This is a genomic window from Ornithinimicrobium kibberense, from assembly GCF_006519705.1.
Classification (GTDB): domain Bacteria; phylum Actinomycetota; class Actinomycetes; order Actinomycetales; family Dermatophilaceae; genus Ornithinicoccus; species Ornithinicoccus kibberensis.
This window is the reverse complement of record NZ_VFXM01000002.1, coordinates 81,113-97,136: the sequence shown is the minus strand read 5'-3', so window position 1 is coordinate 97,136 and position 16,024 is coordinate 81,113. Positions and strand designations below refer to the sequence as shown.

Here is a 16,024-nt window from a genome sequence, read left to right as displayed (position 1 = left end):
GAGCCCTCAGTCCATGTCCTCCAGCTCCCGGCCCTTGGTCTCCGGCACCCACCGCAGGACGAAGAAGAAGGACAGCAGCGCGCACAGCGTGTAGAAGCCGTAGGCGAAGCCCAGCCCCAGGTCGGCCATGACCGGGAAGCTCGTGGAGATGGCGAAGTTGGCCAGCCACTGCGCGGCGGCGGCGATGCCGAGCGCGGTCGCGCGGATGCGGTTGTTGAACATCTCGCCGAGCAGCACCCACACGCCCGGGCCCCAGGACATGCCGAAGAAGACGACGAAGGCGTTGGCAGCGACGAGAGCGACCAGGCCCTGGGTGTCGCCCAGCACCGGCTCCATCTCCCCGGCGTCGTTGGCCACCTTGGTGGCGGTGGCGAAGATCCAGGCCATCACGCCCAACGAGACGAACATGCCGGCCGAGCCGATGAGCAGGAGCCTGCGCCGGCCGATCTTGTCGATGAGCGAGATGGCGATGAGCGTGACGACGATGTTGGTCACCGAGGTGATGACCGTCTGCGTCAGGGCGTCCTCCTCGGTGAAGCCGACCGCCTGCCACAGCGTCGAGGAGTAGTAGAAGATCACGTTGATGCCGACGAACTGCTGGAAGACCGACAGCGCGATCCCGATCCAGACGATCGGCAGCACCTTGCCCGCGTCGCTGGTCAGGTCCGACAGCGAGGCCCTCGCCTCCTGCCGCACCGTCCGCTTGATCTCGGCGATCCGCTCGGAGATGCCCTTGAGCATGACCCGGCCCAGGACCTCCTTGGCCTCCTCGACCCGGCCGCGGGCGACGAGGTAGCGGGGCGACTCGGGGATCGTCAGGGCGAGCACGCCGTAGGAGATCGCGGGGACGACCTCGGTGAGGAACATCCAGCGCCAGGCGGTCGCGCCCCACAGCGGCTCCGCGGAGCCACCGGCCACGGTGGCGATGAAGTAGTCCGACAGCAGCGCCACGAAGATGCCGGTGACGATGGCCAGCTGCTGCAGGGACCCCAGCCGCCCGCGGATCGAGGCCGGCGAGATCTCGGCGATGTAGGCCGGCGCGATGACCGACGCGGCACCGACCCCGACGCCGCCGAGGACCCGCCACAGGATCATGTCCCAGGCGCCGAACGCCAGGCCGGACCCGACCGCCGAGGCGGTGAACAGCACGGAGGCGAGCACCATGACCCTGATCCGGCCGATCCGCTCGGCCAGCCGGCCGGCCAGGTAGGCGCCGAGCACGCAGCCCAGCAGGGCGGAGCTGACGACGAACCCGGTCAGCGCCGACCCCATCTGGAAGTCCTCGCGCATCGCGTTGACCGCGCCGTTGATGACGGCGGTGTCGAAGCCGAAGAGGAAGCCGCCGAGGGCGGCGACCGAGGCCAGGTGGATCGCCTTGCCGAGCACGTAGTCCCGCTGCTGACCCTCGTCCGTGGTCGTCGCCATGGTGCCGTCCTTCCCGGGGTGGTGCGGTGGCCGTCGTCGGTGACGGGAGGTGCGGGCCAGTCTGCACCCTGGGTATGACGTACGCCACACGGGACGCGCCGCATACCCTGGGGCGATGGCGACGGTCGTGGTGACGGGCAGGCTGCCGGAGGAGGCGCTCGCGGCGCTCCGGGGGGCGGGGCACGAGGTGCGGGCGTGGGAGCACGAGGAGCCGGTGCCCCGCGAGGAGCTGCTCGGGCTGGTCGCCGGTGCCGACGCCCTCGTCACGCTGGTCACCGAGAAGGTCGACCCCGAGCTGCTGGACGCGGCCGGGACCGGGCTGCGGGTGGTGGCGAACGTGGCGGTGGGCTACGACAACGTGGACGTGCTGGCCTGCGCCGGGCGCGGCGTCGTGGTGACCAACACCCCGGGGGTGCTCGAGGAGGCGACCGCAGACCTTGCGATGGCCCTGGTCCTCATGACGACGCGGCGTCTGGGCGAGGCGGAGCGGCTCGTGCGCTCTGGGCAGCCCTGGCAGTGGGGGATGGGGTTCATGCTCGGCCGGGGGCTGCAGAGACGCACCCTGGGGATCGTCGGCCTGGGCGGCATCGGCCGGGCCACGGCACGACGGGCCCGGGCCTTCGGGATGCAGGTCCTCTACACCGGACGCCGGGACGCGCCGGCGGAGGTGGTCGAGGAGCTGGGGACGCGGCGGGTCGAGCTGCCCGAGCTGCTGGAGGCCGCCGACGTGCTCTCGCTCCACCTGCCCTACAGCCGGGAGACCCACCACCTCCTCGGGGCGGACGAGCTGGCCCGGCTGGGCCCCACGTCATACCTGGTCAACACCGCCCGCGGCCCGGTCGTCGACGAGGAGGCCCTGGTGGCGGCGCTGCGCGGAGGGACGATCGCAGGGGCCGGGCTCGACGTCTACGAGCACGAGCCGCGGGTCCACCCCGGGCTGCTGGAGCTGGAGAACGTCGTCCTGCTGCCCCACCTGGGCTCGGCCACCGTGGAGACGCGCACGCAGATGGCGCTGCTGGCCGCGCGCAACGTCGTCGCCGTGCTCGGCGGCCAGGAGCCCCTCACGCCCGTGGGCTGAGGTGGCCGGACATGCCGAGGGCCCCACCGCATCCGGTGGGGCCCTCGGCCTACTGTCTCAACACAGCGCGCGCCCGAAGGGATTCGAACCCCTAACCTTCTGATCCGTAGTCAGATGCTCTATCCGTTGAGCTACGGGCGCTTGCGACGACCTACCTTAGCCCACGGGTGCGGAGGCGGCGAAATCGCCGCCGGGGCCACGGCGGGGCCGCCGGTCGAGGCGGCGCATGACGGGCGTGGCGGTCAGCCCGTGGAGGACGACCGACAGCGTGATGGTGAACGCGACGACGGACCACAGCTCCAGGCCCTCGGCGACGTACTCGCTGCTGAGGGCGTAGGCCAGGTAGTAGATCGAACCGATCCCGCGGACGCCGAACCAGGAGATCGCGGCCCGCTCGGCCCGGTCGACCCCCCGGGAGCCGAGCAGCGAGAGCCAGCCCACCAGCGGCCGGACGACGAGGACCAGCAGCACGCCGACGGCCGCCCCGCCCCAGGTCAGCCCGGCCAGCAGGCCCGCCGACATCGCGGCGCCGACCATGAGCAGCAGGACGAGGGTCAGGATGGTCTCGGTCTGCTCGACGAATCCGTGCAGGGCCGTGTGCACGCCGTGGTCGCGCTCGGCGCCGCGCAGCGCCAGCGCCGCGACGAAGACGGCCAGGAAGCCGTAGCCGTGGACGACCTCGGTCAGCCCGTAGACGGCGAAGGTCGCGGCGAGCGCGAAGATCGGGGTGCCGACCTCGGCGACCCGCCGTCCACGCAGACGGCCGCGGAAGAGCAGCGCCCCGAGGAGACGCCCGGACAGCCACCCCACCAGGCACCCGACGACGATCTTGCCGACGAGGGTCCACAGGAGCCACTCCATACCCCACTCCTGCCAGGCGCCGCGGCCCATGAGGAACAGCCCGAGGTAGACGAAGGGGAAGGCGAAGGCGTCGTTGAGGCCGGCCTCGGAGGTGAGCGTGAACCGGACCTCGTCCTCCTCGGCCCGGCCGTCGGCCCGCTGCTCCTCGGTGCGGTCCTGGCCCAGGCCCCGTGGCCCCTCCACCTGGACGTCGCTGGCCAGCACCGGGTCGGTGGGGGCGAGCACCGCGCCGAGCAGGACCGCCGCCGGCACCGTCAGGCCCATGGCCCACCACCCCAGCAGCGCGACGCCGGCGATCCCCAGGGGCATCGCCAGGCCGATCATCCGCCACGTCGGCATCCACGTCCGCCAGTTCAACGGGCGCTCCAGGGCCAGCCCGACCCCCATGAGCGCGATGATCACCGTGGCCTCGGCGATGTGGGCGGTGGCCCGCGCGTCCAGGATCGGGCTGACCGGGTCCTCCCCGGGGACGACCAGGCCGACGACGACGCCGAAGGAGAGCACCACCATCGGCGCCGAGAACGCCCGCCCCTCGGCGATCGTGGGCAGCAGGCTGACCATCAGCAGGCCCAGGCCCAGGACGACGTAGACGATCTCGGCGGGCACCAGCGCAGCGTAGTCCCGGTGTGACCGATCTCGCGCCGCCGACGGGCGACCCCGGGCTGCGGGACCGGCGGGTCACGATACGGTAAAGGTCAAGGTGATGACGCCTTGCAGGGACCAATGGCGCCGAGGCCAGGGAAGGGACTCATTCATGCAGCAGACGCAGACCGTCGGAGGCACCAGCCACGCCGAGCTCGACGCGTGGGTGAAGGAGGTGGCCGCCCACACCCGGCCCAAGGAGGTCGTGTGGATCGACGGGTCCGACGAGGAGATCGAGCGCATCAACGCCGAGCTGGTCGAGGCGGGGACCTTCACCAAGCTGGCGGAGGACACGTTGCCCAACAGCTACCACGCGCTCTCCGACCCGGACGACGTGGCGCGGGTCGAGGACCGCACCTACATCTGCTCGGTGGAGGAGAAGGACGCCGGCCACACGAACAACTGGATGGACCCCCAGGAGATGAAGGACCTCCTGTGGCCGCTCTACGAGGGATCGATGGAGGGCCGCACGATGTACGTCATCCCGTTCGTCATGGGCCACCTCGAGGCCGAGGACCCCAAGTACGGCGTGGAGATCACCGACTCCGCCTACGTGGTCGCCTCCATGCGCATCATGGCCCGCATCGGGGCGAAGATCCTGGCGAAGATGGAGGAGACCGGCGCCCCGTTCGTCAAGGGCTTGCACTCCGTCGGCGCACCGCTGGCCGAGGGTCAGCAGGACGTGCCCTGGCCGTGCAACGAGACCAAGTACATCGTCCACTTCCCCGAGGAGCTGGCGATCTGGTCCTACGGCTCCGGCTACGGCGGCAACGCCCTGCTCGGCAAGAAGTGCTACGCCCTGCGCATCGCCTCGGTCATGGCCCGCGACGAGGGCTGGATGGCCGAGCACATGCTCATCCTCAAGCTGACCAACCCCGAGGGCAGGACCCACTACATCGCCGGCGCCTTCCCGTCGCAGTGCGGCAAGACCAACCTGGCGATGATCCAGGCGACGATGCCCGGTTGGAAGGCCGAGCTCGTCGGCGACGACATCTCCTGGATGCGCTTCGGCCCCGACGGGCGCCTCTACGCCGTCAACCCCGAGTTCGGCCTCTTCGGCGTGGCCCCCGGCACCGGCGCGGACACCAACCCGGTGGCGATGGCGACGATCGAGAAGGGCAACTCGATCTTCACCAACGTCGCGCGCACCCCCGACGGGGGCGTCTGGTGGGAGGGCATGACCGAGGAGCCGCCGGCCGAGCTCATCGACTGGCACGGCGAGCGGTGGACCCCGGACATGGGCAAGGTCTCCTCGCACCCGAACAGCCGGTTCTGCACCCCGATCACCCAGTGCCCGACCATCGCGGCGGAGTACGACGAGCCCAACGGCGTGCCGATCTCGGCGATCATGTTCGGCGGCCGCCGCAAGACGACGGTCCCGCTCGTGTCCCAGTCCCGCGACTGGCAGCACGGCACCTTCGTCGGCGCCACCCTGTCCTCGGAGACCACCGCCGCGGCAACCGGTGCGGTCGGCGTCGTGCGGCGCGACCCGATGGCGATGCTGCCGTTCATCGGCTACAACGCCGGCGACTACGTCGACCACTGGCTCGAGATCGGCAAGCAGGCCGACGCCGACAAGCTGCCGAAGATCTTCATGGTCAACTGGTTCCGCCGCGACGAGGACGGCGGCTTCCTCTGGCCGGGCTTCGGCGAGAACTCCCGCGTCCTGAAGTGGATGTTCGAGCGGATCGAGGGCGACGTCGAGGCCCAGGAGAGCCCGATCGGCTACCTGCCCCACCCCGAGGACATCGACACCGACGGGCTGGCGACCTCGACCGAGGACGTCGCGGCCGCGCTGAAGTTCGACGCCGAGGAGTGGCGGCAGGAGCTGCCGCTCATTAAGGAGTGGTTCGCCAAGTTCGGCGACGACCTGCCCTCGGCCATGGAGGACGAGCTGGCCACGCTCGAGGAGCGTCTGGCCGGGGCGGACGCCTGATGGGCATCGTCCCGGGCACCGAGCCCGGACCCTACGAGGAGGAGCCGCTGCTCGCCGAGGAGCCCCTCCCCCCGGGCAAGGAGGAGCGGGTCGAGACGGTCGACGAGATCGAGCAGAGCGTCCGCGCGTCGGGCTCCGCGGAGGCCAGGGCGGCCGAGGAGGCGGCCGACGCCGTCGAGGGCGAGGGCCAGCACGAGGAGGGTGAGGAGAAGACCGAGGACGGCGAGCCGGCCGACGGTCCCGGGGACCCGGAGGAGACCGGAGACGCCGCCTCGGGCGCGGACGCCGACGCCGACCCCACGGACGACGGCGAGGGCACGGACGTGCCGGACTGAGCGGGCGCGTCATACCCCTCGGTATGCAGAAGCCCCCGGACGAGGGTCCGGGGGCTTCTGCGTCTGCGCGGTGGCAGTCGATCGGCGGAGGCGGAGGGATTTGAACCCTCGATGGGGCTCTAAACCCCAAACCCGCTTAGCAGGCGGGCGCCATAGACCAGACTAGGCGACGCCTCCAGATCGCGGATCAGCCTACTGCACCCCTGGTCCGCCCCCCAAACCACGCCGTGCCCTCCCAGCGGTTCACCAGCGACGGCTGGTAGGACATGATGGTTGCTCACGTGTTGAGATGAAAGGTTGCCCCGGCCCGATGAACGAGTCGCGCGACGCCGCCCGTCCTGAGGGTTCCGGCGGTGGTCGGCACGCTGCGCACGGCACCCGTGCGGACCGCCGGCGTCGGCGCACCCCGCAGTCGCTGCGACGGGCCCTGGGCCTGACCGCCCTCAGCGCCGTGGTGCCCGGCGCCGGCCTGCTGCCGACCCGGCGGCGGTGGCTCGGCCTGCTGCTCGTGGGCCTGGCGCTCCTCGCCGTCGTCGCCCTCGTCTGGTGGGTCTCCCGGGAGGGGCTGACGAGCACCGCCCTGCGGACGGCCGCCGACGGGGGGCGGCTGCGCACGATCATCGCCATCCTCGTCGCCGGCACGGTCGTGTGGATCGGGGCGATCTCGCTGACCGCCCTGATGACCCAGCCCCGTCGGTCCACCACCGGCCAACGGGTGACCCTGGCCGCGTTCACCGGGCTGCTGTGCCTGGTCGTCAGCGCGCCGGCGGTCATGGGGGTGCGCTACATCGACAGCCACCTGGCCGCCATGGACAAGGTCTTCACCGACGGCACCGTCGGTGGCGGGGGCGGCGGGACGGCCGACGGCACCGGCGCCACCTCCTCGGTGCGGCCGGGTGCGGACCCGTGGGCCGACCTGCCCCGGGTGAACATGCTGCTGCTGGGCTCGGACGCGGCCGAGGCCCGGGAGGGCACCCGCACCGACACGATGATCGTGGTCAGCATCGACACCACCACCGGTGACTCGGTGCTCTTCTCCATCCCCCGCAACCTGCAGCAGGTGCCCTTCCCGCGCGACCACCCGCTGCACGAGGTGTACCCGGAGGGCTACGACTGCGGCGACCAGTGCCTGATGAACGCGGTCTGGATGGAGGCCGAGGCGCACGCCGAGGAGAACCCCGAGCTCTACGCCGGCGACCCGAACGTGGGCCTGACCGCCACGCGACGCACCCTGGAGACGGTGCTGGGCGTGCCGATCCACCACACGGTGATCGTCAACCTGCAGGGCTTCGAGGACCTCATCGACGCGATGGGCGGGGTCACGGTCACGGTGAAGGAGGAGATCCCCATCAACGGCCGGACCTACACCGACGCCAACGGCAAGCTGCAGCTGGACCCCGACTCCCCGCAGCTGGAGTGGCTGGAGCCCGGCACCCAGACGCTGACCGGCTTCCAGGCCCTGGGCTACTCCCGCTCGCGGGTCATGTCCGACGACTTCGACCGGATGCGGCGGCAGCGGTGCATGGTGGCCGCGGTCATCGACCAGGCCAACCCGATGACGCTGCTGCAGCGCTACCCGGCCATCATCACCGCCGTCGGCGACAACGTCGTCACCGACATCCCGCAGGGGGACCTGGGCGCCTGGGCCGAGCTGACGCTGCTCGTGCAGGACGCCACGATCAAGAGCCTGCCGTTCACCGCCCAGAACACCGACACCGCCGACCCGAACTACTCCCACATCCGCTACCGCGTCTGGGAGGCGTTGCACCCCACGCCCGAGCCCGAGCCGACCGCGGCGCCGGCCACCCCCGCACCCGAGGACGGGGCGACCGCCACGGACGGGGACACGTCGACGGACGGACCGGACGAGGACGGCGGCGGGACGCCGGCGGACGAGGAGGCCACGACCAGCGAGCCCCCCAGCGACGAGCTGGAGGAGATCGGGGCGGTCTGCGACTGAGGTCGCCCGGTCTCTCGCACGCCCTGCCTGCCGGGCACAGGCGAAGGCCCCCGCCACCAGTGGTGGCGAGGGCCTTCGAGAAGCTCGGTGAGCCGGGGCTCAGATCGGGCGGACGGCGTCCGCCTGGGGGCCCTTGGGGCTCTGGGTGACCTCGAACTCGACGCGCTGCGCCTCCTCGAGGGACTTGTACCCGGTGCTCTCAATGGCCGAGTAGTGGACGAACACGTCGGGGCCACCGCCATCCTGTGCGATGAAGCCGAAGCCCTTTTCCGAGTTGAACCACTTCACGGTTCCCTGTGCCATGGGATGTCTCTTTCTGCAGTACTGCCAGGTGCGGCCCCCCACCAGGTCGGCAGGGGACGGTGAGCGATGAACCCCCTAGCGACCCGGTGACCCGGGGTCGTGCGCTCAGCCGTCCTGCGCCCGCCGGAGCGGTCGTGGGCCGGTGTCCTTCACAGCCAGAGAAATGCAACGTCAACCACCGACAACGGTAGCAGCACCGGGGTCGATTGCTCGCATCGTCCACAGCGAGCCGGGGGCTCGTGGGACACTGGTCGTCCGCCGCCGGTCGCCGGCGGTGCTGGAGGGTTCGCATAGTGGCCGAGTGCAGGCGCCTTGAAAGCGCCCGAGGGAGACCTCCGTGGGTTCGAATCCCACACCCTCCGCCGAGAGCGCCGCGGTCCGCCGCGGGGCGGGGGCGGGGTGCGTCCGCTTCGGTGTGCCATCGTCGCCGGGGGCTTGTAGGGTCGGGGGGAAAGACGTTGACCCACGGAAGGGAGTCATCATGAACAAGCTGCTGCTGCTCGTCGGTGCCGGAGTCGGCTACGTGCTGGGGGCCCGCGCCGGCCGCGAGCGCTACGACCAGATCGCCGACCAGGCCAACAAGCTGTGGACCGACCCGCGCGTGCAGACCAAGGTCGAGGAGGTCAAGGAGAAGGCCCCCGAGGTCGCCCAGAAGGTCTCCGAGCAGGCCAAGTCCAAGGCCGGCGAGGCCCGGTCCAAGATCGGCGGGCACGAGAGCACCGCCTCCGACGGCTCCTACTCCAACGCCACCGGGTCCTACGACCCGAACACCGGCGTCGACGTGGACTCCACCCAGTTCGGCCCGGGCGGGGACAAGCTGCCCTGACCGGCACCCCACGACACGCGGACGGCCCGCCCCGGATCTCCGGGGCGGGCCGTTCCGTCGTGCGAGGGCTGTTCCTCGGGGCGGGGAGCCCTCAGATCCAGAGGGCCGGCTCGTCGTAGAGCGCGTGCTGCGGGTCGATCGTGCCGTCGGTGCGACGGATCTTGGCCGGGATCCCGGTGGCCACCGCCATCGACGGGACGTCCTTGGTGACGACCGCGTTGGCCCCCACCTGCGCCCCGTGCCCCAGGACGATGTCGCCGAGCACCTTGGCCCCGGCGCCGATGGTGACGCCGTCGCCGAGGGTCGGGTGCCGCTTGACCGACTCCATGGACCGGCCGCCCAGGGTGACGCCGTGGTAGAGCATGACGTCGTCCCCGACCTCGGCGGTCTCCCCGACGACCACGCCCATGCCGTGGTCGATGAAGAAGCGTCGCCCGATCCGGGCACCGGGATGGATCTCCACCCCGGTGGCCGCCCGGGCCGCCTGCGACAGCAGGCGTGCGGGCAGCCGCGAGCCCGAGGTCCACAGCGCGTGCGAGACCCGGTGGGTCCAGACGGCGTGCAGCCCCGGGGAGGCCAGGGCCATCTCCAGCCGCGAGTCGGTGGCCGGGTCGCGGGAGACCGCGGCGTCCAGGTCCTCCCGGACGTGCGCGGCGAGGTCGCCGGCCGCGCGGGCCAGCGCACCCAGGGTGGAACGGATCGGCATCAGTCGCGCAGCCCCTCGAAGAGGACGGTGGACAGGTAGCGCTCGCCGAAGGAGGGGATGATCACCACGATCGTCTTCCCGGCGCTCTCCGGGCGGCGGGCCACCTCCAGGGCGGCCCACACGTTGGCCCCGGAGGAGATGCCGGCCAGGATGCCCTCCTGGGTGGCCAGCGCCCGGGCGGTGGTGAGGGCGTCGTCCAGCTCGACGTCGGCGACCTCGTCGTAGAGCTCGGTGTCGAGGATCTCGGGCACGAAGTTGGCACCCAGCCCCTGGATCTTGTGCGGACCGGGCTGGCCGCCGGACAGGACCGGGCTGGCGGCCGGCTCCACGGCGACCAGCCGCACGTCGGGCTTCTGCTCCCGCAGGTAGCGCCCGGCCCCGGTGATCGTGCCCCCCGTGCCGACGCCGGCGACGAAGACGTCGACCGCGCCGTCGGTGTCGTCCCAGACCTCCGGGCCGGTGGTCTCGTAGTGCACCTTGACGTTGGCGGGGTTGGCGAACTGGCGGGCCCGGACGGCACCGCGCTCGGCGGCGATCTCCTCGGCCCTGGCCACGGCGCCCTTCATCCCCTCGGCGCCCGGGGTGAGGACGAGCTCGGCGCCGTAGGCGCGCAGGAGCGCGCGCCGCTCCAGGGACATGGTGTCCGGCATGGCCAGGCACACCTTGTAGCCGCGGGCCGCGCCGACCATCGCCAGGGCGATGCCGGTGTTGCCGGAGGTGCCCTCCACGATCGTGCCGCCGGGCTGCAGCTCGCCGGACTCGACGGCCGCGTCGATGATGGAGGCGCCGATGCGGTCCTTGACCGAGGCGGCCGGGTTCTGCGACTCGAGCTTGGCCAGCACCTGGGCACCGTCGGCGATGCCGTCGGTGAGCCGGTTGAGGCGCACCAGGGGGGTGTGGCCGATGACCTGGGTGACGTCGTCGAAGACGGGCACGAGGGGACCTTTCGTCGAGGGGATGGCGATGTCTTCCAGCAGTTATACATCACGCAATCCGGAGTTATTCCATCGTGGGGCGGCCCCCCGGCCGGGGTCCCCCGGGTCCTCGGCGCCGAGCCCCCGTCGGCCCGTCCGCCCCGACGGCTACCCTGCACCCATGGACGTCAGCATGCTGCAGGTCTTCGCCATCGTCGTCGCAGGCCTGGTCACGCTGGCCGCCGTCGCCCTCTTCGTGCGGACGATCGTCGGCTTCGTGGCCAAGTTCCGGCTCGGCCAGCCCGAGGAGCGCACCGACGAGCCGGGGTCGAGGACGCTGACGCTCCTGCGCGAGTTCCTCGGGCACACCCGGATGGCCCGCAAACCACTCGTCGCCGTGGCGCACTGGGGCGTCATGCTCGGGTTTCTCCTGCTGACCACGACCCTGGCCACCGCCTACGGCCAGCTGTTCGACCCCTCCTTCGCGCTCCCCCTCATCGGGCACTGGCCGCCCTACATCTGGCTGGCCGAGCTGTTCGGGTGGTTCACGATCCTGGGCATCGTCGCGCTCATCGTCGTCCGGCAGCGCCAGCACCCGCGCTCCCTGGAGCGGCGCAGCCGGTTCTGGGGGTCCACCTTCTGGCAGGCCTACGTCGTGGAGTTCGTCATCCTCGGGGTGGGCCTGTGCATCGTCGCGCTGCGCGGGCTGGAGTATGCCCTCGGCCGGGCCACCGGTGCCGACTGGGCCGACCTCGTCCACTTCCCGACGACCGGCTGGCTGGGCCGGTTCTTCGAGGGCATGTCGGTCCAGGCCCTGGAGAACACGATCGTCGCGGTCGCCCTGCTGAAGATCCTCATCTCGATGGGGTGGATGATCACCGTCGCCGTCACCCCGACGATGGGCGTGGCCTGGCACCGCTTCCTGGCCTTCGTCAACATCTGGTTCAAGCGGCACGCGGACGGCCGGACCAGCCTCGGCGAGCTGCAGCCGATCGCCGTCGACGGCCGGCCGGTGGACTTCGAGGACATCGAGGAGCTGGACGAGGACGCCGCCCTCGGCGTCGGCAAGGTCGAGGACTTCACCTGGAAGGGCCTGCTCGACTTCTCCACCTGCACCGAGTGCGGCCGCTGCCAGGAGCAGTGCCCGGCCTGGCACACCGACAAGCCGCTCTCGCCCAAGATGCTCGTGGTCAACCTGCGCAACCACCACCACGCCAAGGCCCCGTGGCTGCTCGCCGACAGCGAGCACCGCGACGCGGCGATGAAGGCCTTCGAGGCCCTCGGCGACGGGGAGCGCCCCGACCAGCTGCACGGCATCCCCACCACCGCCGTGGCGGAGGCCGCCCGCCCGCTCGTGGGCGAGACCGTCGGCGACCCGACCGTCCCCGCCGGCGGCGGCGTCATCGACCCCGAGGTGCTCTGGTCCTGCACCACCTGCGGCGCCTGCGTCGAGCAGTGCCCCGTCGACATCGAGCACGTCGACTCGATCGTCGACATGCGCCGCTACCAGAACCTCATCGAGTCCGCCTTCCCCAACGAGCTCGGCGGGCTGTTCAAGAACCTGGAGAACAAGGGCAACCCGTGGGGGATGAACGCCCGGCTCCGGATGGACTGGGCCAAGGACCTGCCGTTCGAGGTCCCGATGGCCGGGGCCGACGTCGAGGACCTCTCCGCCGTCGACTACCTCTTCTGGGTCGGGTGCGCCGGCGCCTTCGAGGACCGCGCCAAGAAGACGACCCGGGCCGTGGCCGAGCTGCTGCACACCGCGGGGGTGTCCTTCGCGGTCCTCGGCGACGGTGAGACCTGCACCGGCGACCCCGCCCGGCGGGCCGGCAACGAGTTCCTCTTCCAGATGCTGGCGATGCAGAACGTCGAGGTCCTCAAGGAGGTCAACGCCACGAAGATCGTGGTGACCTGCGCCCACTGCTTCAACACGATCAAGAACGAGTACCCCCAGGTCGGCGGGCAGTTCGAGGTCGTCCACCACACGCAGCTGCTCAACCGGCTCGTCCGGGAGAAGCGCCTGACCCCGGTCTCCCGGCCCGACCAGGCCGACACCGCCGGCGTGGCCTCCACGGCCTCGTCGGTGACCTACCACGACCCCTGCTACCTGGGCCGGCACAACCAGGTCTACGCCCCGCCCCGCGAGCTCCTGGGCGCGCTGCCCGGCGTGGAGATGCGCGAGATGCCCCGCCACGGGGAGAAGTCGTTCTGCTGCGGCGCCGGCGGTGCACGGATGTGGATGGAGGAGAAGCTCGGCACCCGGATCAACCTCAACCGCACCGAGGAGGCGCTGGCCACCGGCGCCGACCGGATCGCCATCGGCTGCCCGTTCTGCCGCGTCATGCTCTCCGACGGCCTGACCCAGAAGCAGTCCGAGGGGGCCCGCGAGGAGGTCGAGGTCGTCGACGTGGCCCAGATGCTGCTGGCCGCCGTGCGCCGCGCGGACGAGCCCGCCGCCGAGGAGTCCGGCACGGAGGAGCCCCTCGTCGAGGGGCCCGCGGCCGACGCGCCCGCCGAGGAGCCCGCCGATGCGCAGGCGCCCGGGGACCAGGCCCCGGTGGCCGAGCAGGCCCAGGCCGAGGACGACGCCCTCCAGGAGGGGGTGGCGCCGACGCAGGACGAGTCGGTCGAGGCGACCCACGGCCCGGAGTCGGCGGTCGACCGCCCCTCCGACTCCTCCCCGACGGCCGACACCGACGGCACGCCGGAGCGCTGAGGGGCCCGGTCGGGGCGCGCGTCAGCTGACGATGCGCGTGCGGTGGAAGCCCGACCAGGACCGGCTGGCGGTCGGACCGCGCTGCCCCTGGTAGTGGCTGCCCCGCACGTCCGAGCCGTACGGGTGCTCCGCCGGCGAGCTGAGCTGGAAGAAGCACAGCTGCCCGATCTTCATGCCCGGGTGCAGCACGATCGGCAGGGTCGCCACGTTGGACAGCTCGAGCGTCACGTGCCCGGTGAAGCCGGGGTCAACGAAGCCGGCGGTCGCGTGCGTGAGCAGTCCCAGCCGGCCGAGGGAGCTCTTGCCCTCCACCCGGGCGGCGACGTCGTCGGGCAGGCTCACCTGCTCGTAGGTGGAGCCCAGGACGAACTCCCCCGGGTGGAGCACGAACGACTCCTCCGGCTCGACCTCCACCAGACGGGTCAGGTCGGGCTGGTCCTGGGCGGGGTCGATGACCGGGTACTTGTGGTTGTCGAACAGCCGGAAGAACCGGTCCAGCCGCACGTCCACGCTGGAGGGCTGGACCATCGCCGGGTCCCAGGGGTCGAGCACGACCCTGCCGGCGTCGATCTGGGCGCGGATGTCGCGGTCGGAGAGCAGCACGCAGCCACTGTAGTGGGCCTCCGGGAGGCCCGGGACGGCCGGGTTTCGGGGCGAGTGCGCAGGTGGGGTATGCTCTCTACCCGACCCGGGAGACCTCGGGTCGAGCCGTTGCGGGCGTAGTTCAATGGTAGAACATCAGCTTCCCAAGCTGAATACGCGAGTTCGATTCTCGTCGCCCGCTCCAGCGCAGACGGCCCCGCCGACCACCGGCGGGGCCTTCTGCCGTTCCGGTCCGGGTCGCACCAGGCTCTTCCCTCCGCCGCCCTGCTGCGGCACAGTGGAAGGAGGTGACCCGCCGTCGAGGAGGACCAGTGACCCGGCAGATCCAGGTGACCTTCGACGCCTACGACCCCAGGACGTTGTCCGTGTTCTGGCGGGACGTGCTGGGCTACGTCCATCCCCCGCCCCCGGGCGTCGACCTGCCCGAGGGCGCCGACCCGTTGGCCGCCTGGGACGACTTCCTGGAGCAGGCGGGGGTGCCCGAGGACCAGCGCAACAGCGCCTCGGCCCTCGAGGACCCCGACGGGTCGGGGCCGCGCCTGTACTTCCAGCAGGTGCCCGAGGACAAGGTCGCCAAGAACCGCCTCCACCTGGACGTGCGCGCCGCTCCCGGGCAGGAGGGCCAGGAGCGGATGGCCACGCTCGAGGCCGAGTGCGAGCGTCTGGTCGCCCTCGGCGCGCGCCGGCTGCAGCGGTTCGAGCCGGACCCGCCCATGACCCACGGGTTCATCGTCATGGCCGACCCCGAGGGCAACGAGTTCTGCCTGGACTGACCCCCCGGCGGCCGGCCCCCCGGTCGCACCCACGTCACACCCGTCTCACCGCAGGAGAGGTCCCATGGCACACGGAGACATCACGCACATCGACATCCCGGTCTCGGACACCGCCCGGGCGACCGACTTCTACCGCGCCCTGTTCGGGTGGCAGATCGCCGAGTCCCCCGGCTTCGAGGGCTACCCGATGTGGCAGGCCCCCAACGAGATCAGCGGCGGCGGGCTGGCCCCGCGCAGCGAGGACTTCAGCCAGCCGCGCTCCTACGTCGAGGTCGACTCCATCGAGGACACGCTGCGGACCGTGCAGGAGCGGGGCGGCCGGGTCGTCATGGACCGCAGCCCCATCAGCGAGACCAGCTGGTGGGCGATCTTCGAGGACCCCGACGGCAACCAGGTCGGCCTCTACGAGGGCACGACGAGCACCGGCTGACCGGCCCGCACCGCCGGCCGCTCAGCCGGGCGCGTCCGCCCGGCCGGACAGCTCCGCGTCGTCGATGCCGTCGGCGTGCTGGCGCACCCAGGCGGCGTACTCCCCCAGCGCCTGGGTGATCGGCACGGCGACGACCTCGGGCACCTCGTAGCCGTGCAGCGCGCGGACCGCCCGCGCCAGCGCCGGGAAGGACACGGCGGTCGTCTTGGCCAGCAGCAGCCACTCCTCGCTGCGGTGCACCTCGCCCTCCCACGTGTAGACCGAGGTCATCGGCCCGAGCACCTGGACGCAGGCCGCCAGCTGGCGGGCGACGAGGTCGCTGGCGATGCGCTGCGCCGTGTCCGTGTCGGGCACGCTGACGTGGGCCTCGACCAGGGCGGGCAGCTCCTGGGCGGTCGCGTCGTCCGGGCCGGCGGTGGCAGCGGTGTCGGTCATGCGTCGAGTATGCCGTGCCGACCTCCCCCACGCCGCAGGCAGGAGGCCACGGCCCCGGGTGGAGCGGGTGCCCCCGGC

15 protein-coding genes and 4 tRNA genes are annotated in these 16,024 nt (G+C 71.7%); 10 read left to right on the top strand and 9 right to left on the bottom strand.

What is annotated here, in order from left to right:
• Positions 1-6: 6 nt before the first annotated feature.
• Positions 7-1,425 (bottom strand): sugar porter family MFS transporter, encoded by a 1,419-nt coding sequence (locus FJR00_RS01920; protein WP_141337234.1) that lies wholly within the window; start codon positions 1,423-1,425, stop codon positions 7-9.
• 115 nt (positions 1,426-1,540) lie between these two features.
• Here FJR00_RS01920 and FJR00_RS01915 point away from each other — a divergent pair, with 115 nt between their 5' ends.
• Complete coding sequence (locus FJR00_RS01915) at positions 1,541-2,503, top strand: 2-hydroxyacid dehydrogenase (protein WP_141337233.1); 963 nt, start codon at positions 1,541-1,543, stop codon at positions 2,501-2,503.
• Positions 2,504-2,571: 68 nt separating this feature from the next.
• Here the strand turns inward: FJR00_RS01915 and FJR00_RS01910 are convergent.
• Positions 2,572-2,644, bottom strand: a tRNA-Arg gene (locus FJR00_RS01910).
• A 15-nt stretch (positions 2,645-2,659) separates the two neighbouring features.
• Positions 2,660-3,970: a cation:proton antiporter gene (locus FJR00_RS01905; RefSeq protein ID WP_202876571.1), complete on the bottom strand. Its 1,311-nt coding sequence runs from the start codon at positions 3,968-3,970 to the stop codon at positions 2,660-2,662.
• A gap of 148 nt (positions 3,971-4,118) precedes the next feature.
• Between FJR00_RS01905 and FJR00_RS01900 the strand changes: the two genes are divergently transcribed.
• Positions 4,119-5,942: a phosphoenolpyruvate carboxykinase (GTP) gene (locus FJR00_RS01900; RefSeq protein WP_141337232.1), complete on the top strand. Its 1,824-nt coding sequence runs from the start codon at positions 4,119-4,121 to the stop codon at positions 5,940-5,942.
• Positions 5,942-6,277 carry a hypothetical protein gene (locus FJR00_RS01895; protein WP_141337231.1) on the top strand — a complete coding sequence of 112 codons (336 nt, stop codon included), beginning with the start codon at positions 5,942-5,944 and terminating at the stop codon, positions 6,275-6,277. The genes FJR00_RS01900 and FJR00_RS01895 overlap by 1 nt, the downstream gene beginning before the upstream one ends.
• Before the next feature lie 85 nt (positions 6,278-6,362).
• Here the strand turns inward: FJR00_RS01895 and FJR00_RS01890 are convergent.
• Positions 6,363-6,454, bottom strand: a tRNA-Ser gene (locus tag FJR00_RS01890).
• A 133-nt stretch (positions 6,455-6,587) separates the two neighbouring features.
• On the opposite strand from FJR00_RS01890, the gene FJR00_RS01885 reads away from it, so the two are divergent.
• On the top strand, positions 6,588-8,237 hold the full coding sequence (locus tag FJR00_RS01885) for an LCP family protein (RefSeq protein WP_141337230.1): 1,650 nt from the start codon (positions 6,588-6,590) through the stop codon (positions 8,235-8,237).
• Positions 8,238-8,336: 99 nt separating this feature from the next.
• Here FJR00_RS01885 and FJR00_RS01880 read toward each other — a convergent pair whose 3' ends face one another.
• Complete coding sequence (locus FJR00_RS01880; protein ID WP_075956768.1) at positions 8,337-8,540, bottom strand: cold-shock protein; 204 nt, start codon at positions 8,538-8,540, stop codon at positions 8,337-8,339.
• Positions 8,541-8,819: 279 nt separating this feature from the next.
• On the opposite strand from FJR00_RS01880, the gene FJR00_RS01875 reads away from it, so the two are divergent.
• Positions 8,820-8,902 (top strand) — tRNA-Ser (locus FJR00_RS01875).
• A gap of 119 nt (positions 8,903-9,021) precedes the next feature.
• A complete protein-coding gene (locus FJR00_RS01870; RefSeq protein WP_238330254.1) occupies positions 9,022-9,366 on the top strand; it encodes a YtxH domain-containing protein in 345 nt (114 codons plus the stop codon).
• Between the two features lie 91 nt (positions 9,367-9,457).
• Here FJR00_RS01870 and epsC read toward each other — a convergent pair whose 3' ends face one another.
• Positions 9,458-10,072 carry a serine O-acetyltransferase EpsC gene (gene epsC, locus FJR00_RS01865; RefSeq protein WP_141337229.1) on the bottom strand — a complete coding sequence of 205 codons (615 nt, stop codon included), beginning with the start codon at positions 10,070-10,072 and terminating at the stop codon, positions 9,458-9,460.
• A complete protein-coding gene (cysK, locus tag FJR00_RS01860; RefSeq protein WP_141337228.1) occupies positions 10,072-11,007 on the bottom strand; it encodes a cysteine synthase A in 936 nt (311 codons plus the stop codon). Before cysK ends, epsC begins: the two co-directional genes overlap by 1 nt.
• Before the next feature lie 160 nt (positions 11,008-11,167).
• On the opposite strand from cysK, the gene FJR00_RS01855 reads away from it, so the two are divergent.
• Positions 11,168-13,705 (top strand): (Fe-S)-binding protein, encoded by a 2,538-nt coding sequence (locus tag FJR00_RS01855; protein WP_141337227.1) that lies wholly within the window; start codon positions 11,168-11,170, stop codon positions 13,703-13,705.
• Between the two features lie 21 nt (positions 13,706-13,726).
• Here FJR00_RS01855 and dcd read toward each other — a convergent pair whose 3' ends face one another.
• Positions 13,727-14,308 carry a dCTP deaminase gene (gene dcd / locus FJR00_RS01850; RefSeq protein WP_075956771.1) on the bottom strand — a complete coding sequence of 194 codons (582 nt, stop codon included), beginning with the start codon at positions 14,306-14,308 and terminating at the stop codon, positions 13,727-13,729.
• 110 nt (positions 14,309-14,418) lie between these two features.
• On the opposite strand from dcd, the gene FJR00_RS01845 reads away from it, so the two are divergent.
• The 3 genes from FJR00_RS01845 to FJR00_RS01835 all read left to right on the top strand — a co-directional run bounded on the left by FJR00_RS01845 (position 14,419) and on the right by FJR00_RS01835 (position 15,511).
• Positions 14,419-14,492: transfer RNA gene (locus FJR00_RS01845), tRNA-Gly, on the top strand.
• Between the two features lie 127 nt (positions 14,493-14,619).
• Entirely contained in the window at positions 14,620-15,081 is a 462-nt protein-coding gene (locus tag FJR00_RS01840) for a VOC family protein (protein WP_141337226.1), read from the top strand.
• A 64-nt stretch (positions 15,082-15,145) separates the two neighbouring features.
• Positions 15,146-15,511, top strand: coding sequence for a VOC family protein (locus FJR00_RS01835; protein WP_141337225.1), 366 nt, complete (start codon positions 15,146-15,148; stop codon positions 15,509-15,511).
• A gap of 21 nt (positions 15,512-15,532) precedes the next feature.
• Here FJR00_RS01835 and cutA read toward each other — a convergent pair whose 3' ends face one another.
• Positions 15,533-15,946, bottom strand: a complete 414-nt coding sequence (gene cutA / locus FJR00_RS01830) for a divalent-cation tolerance protein CutA (RefSeq protein WP_075956774.1) — start codon at positions 15,944-15,946, stop codon at positions 15,533-15,535.
• Positions 15,947-16,024 lie beyond the last annotated feature (78 nt).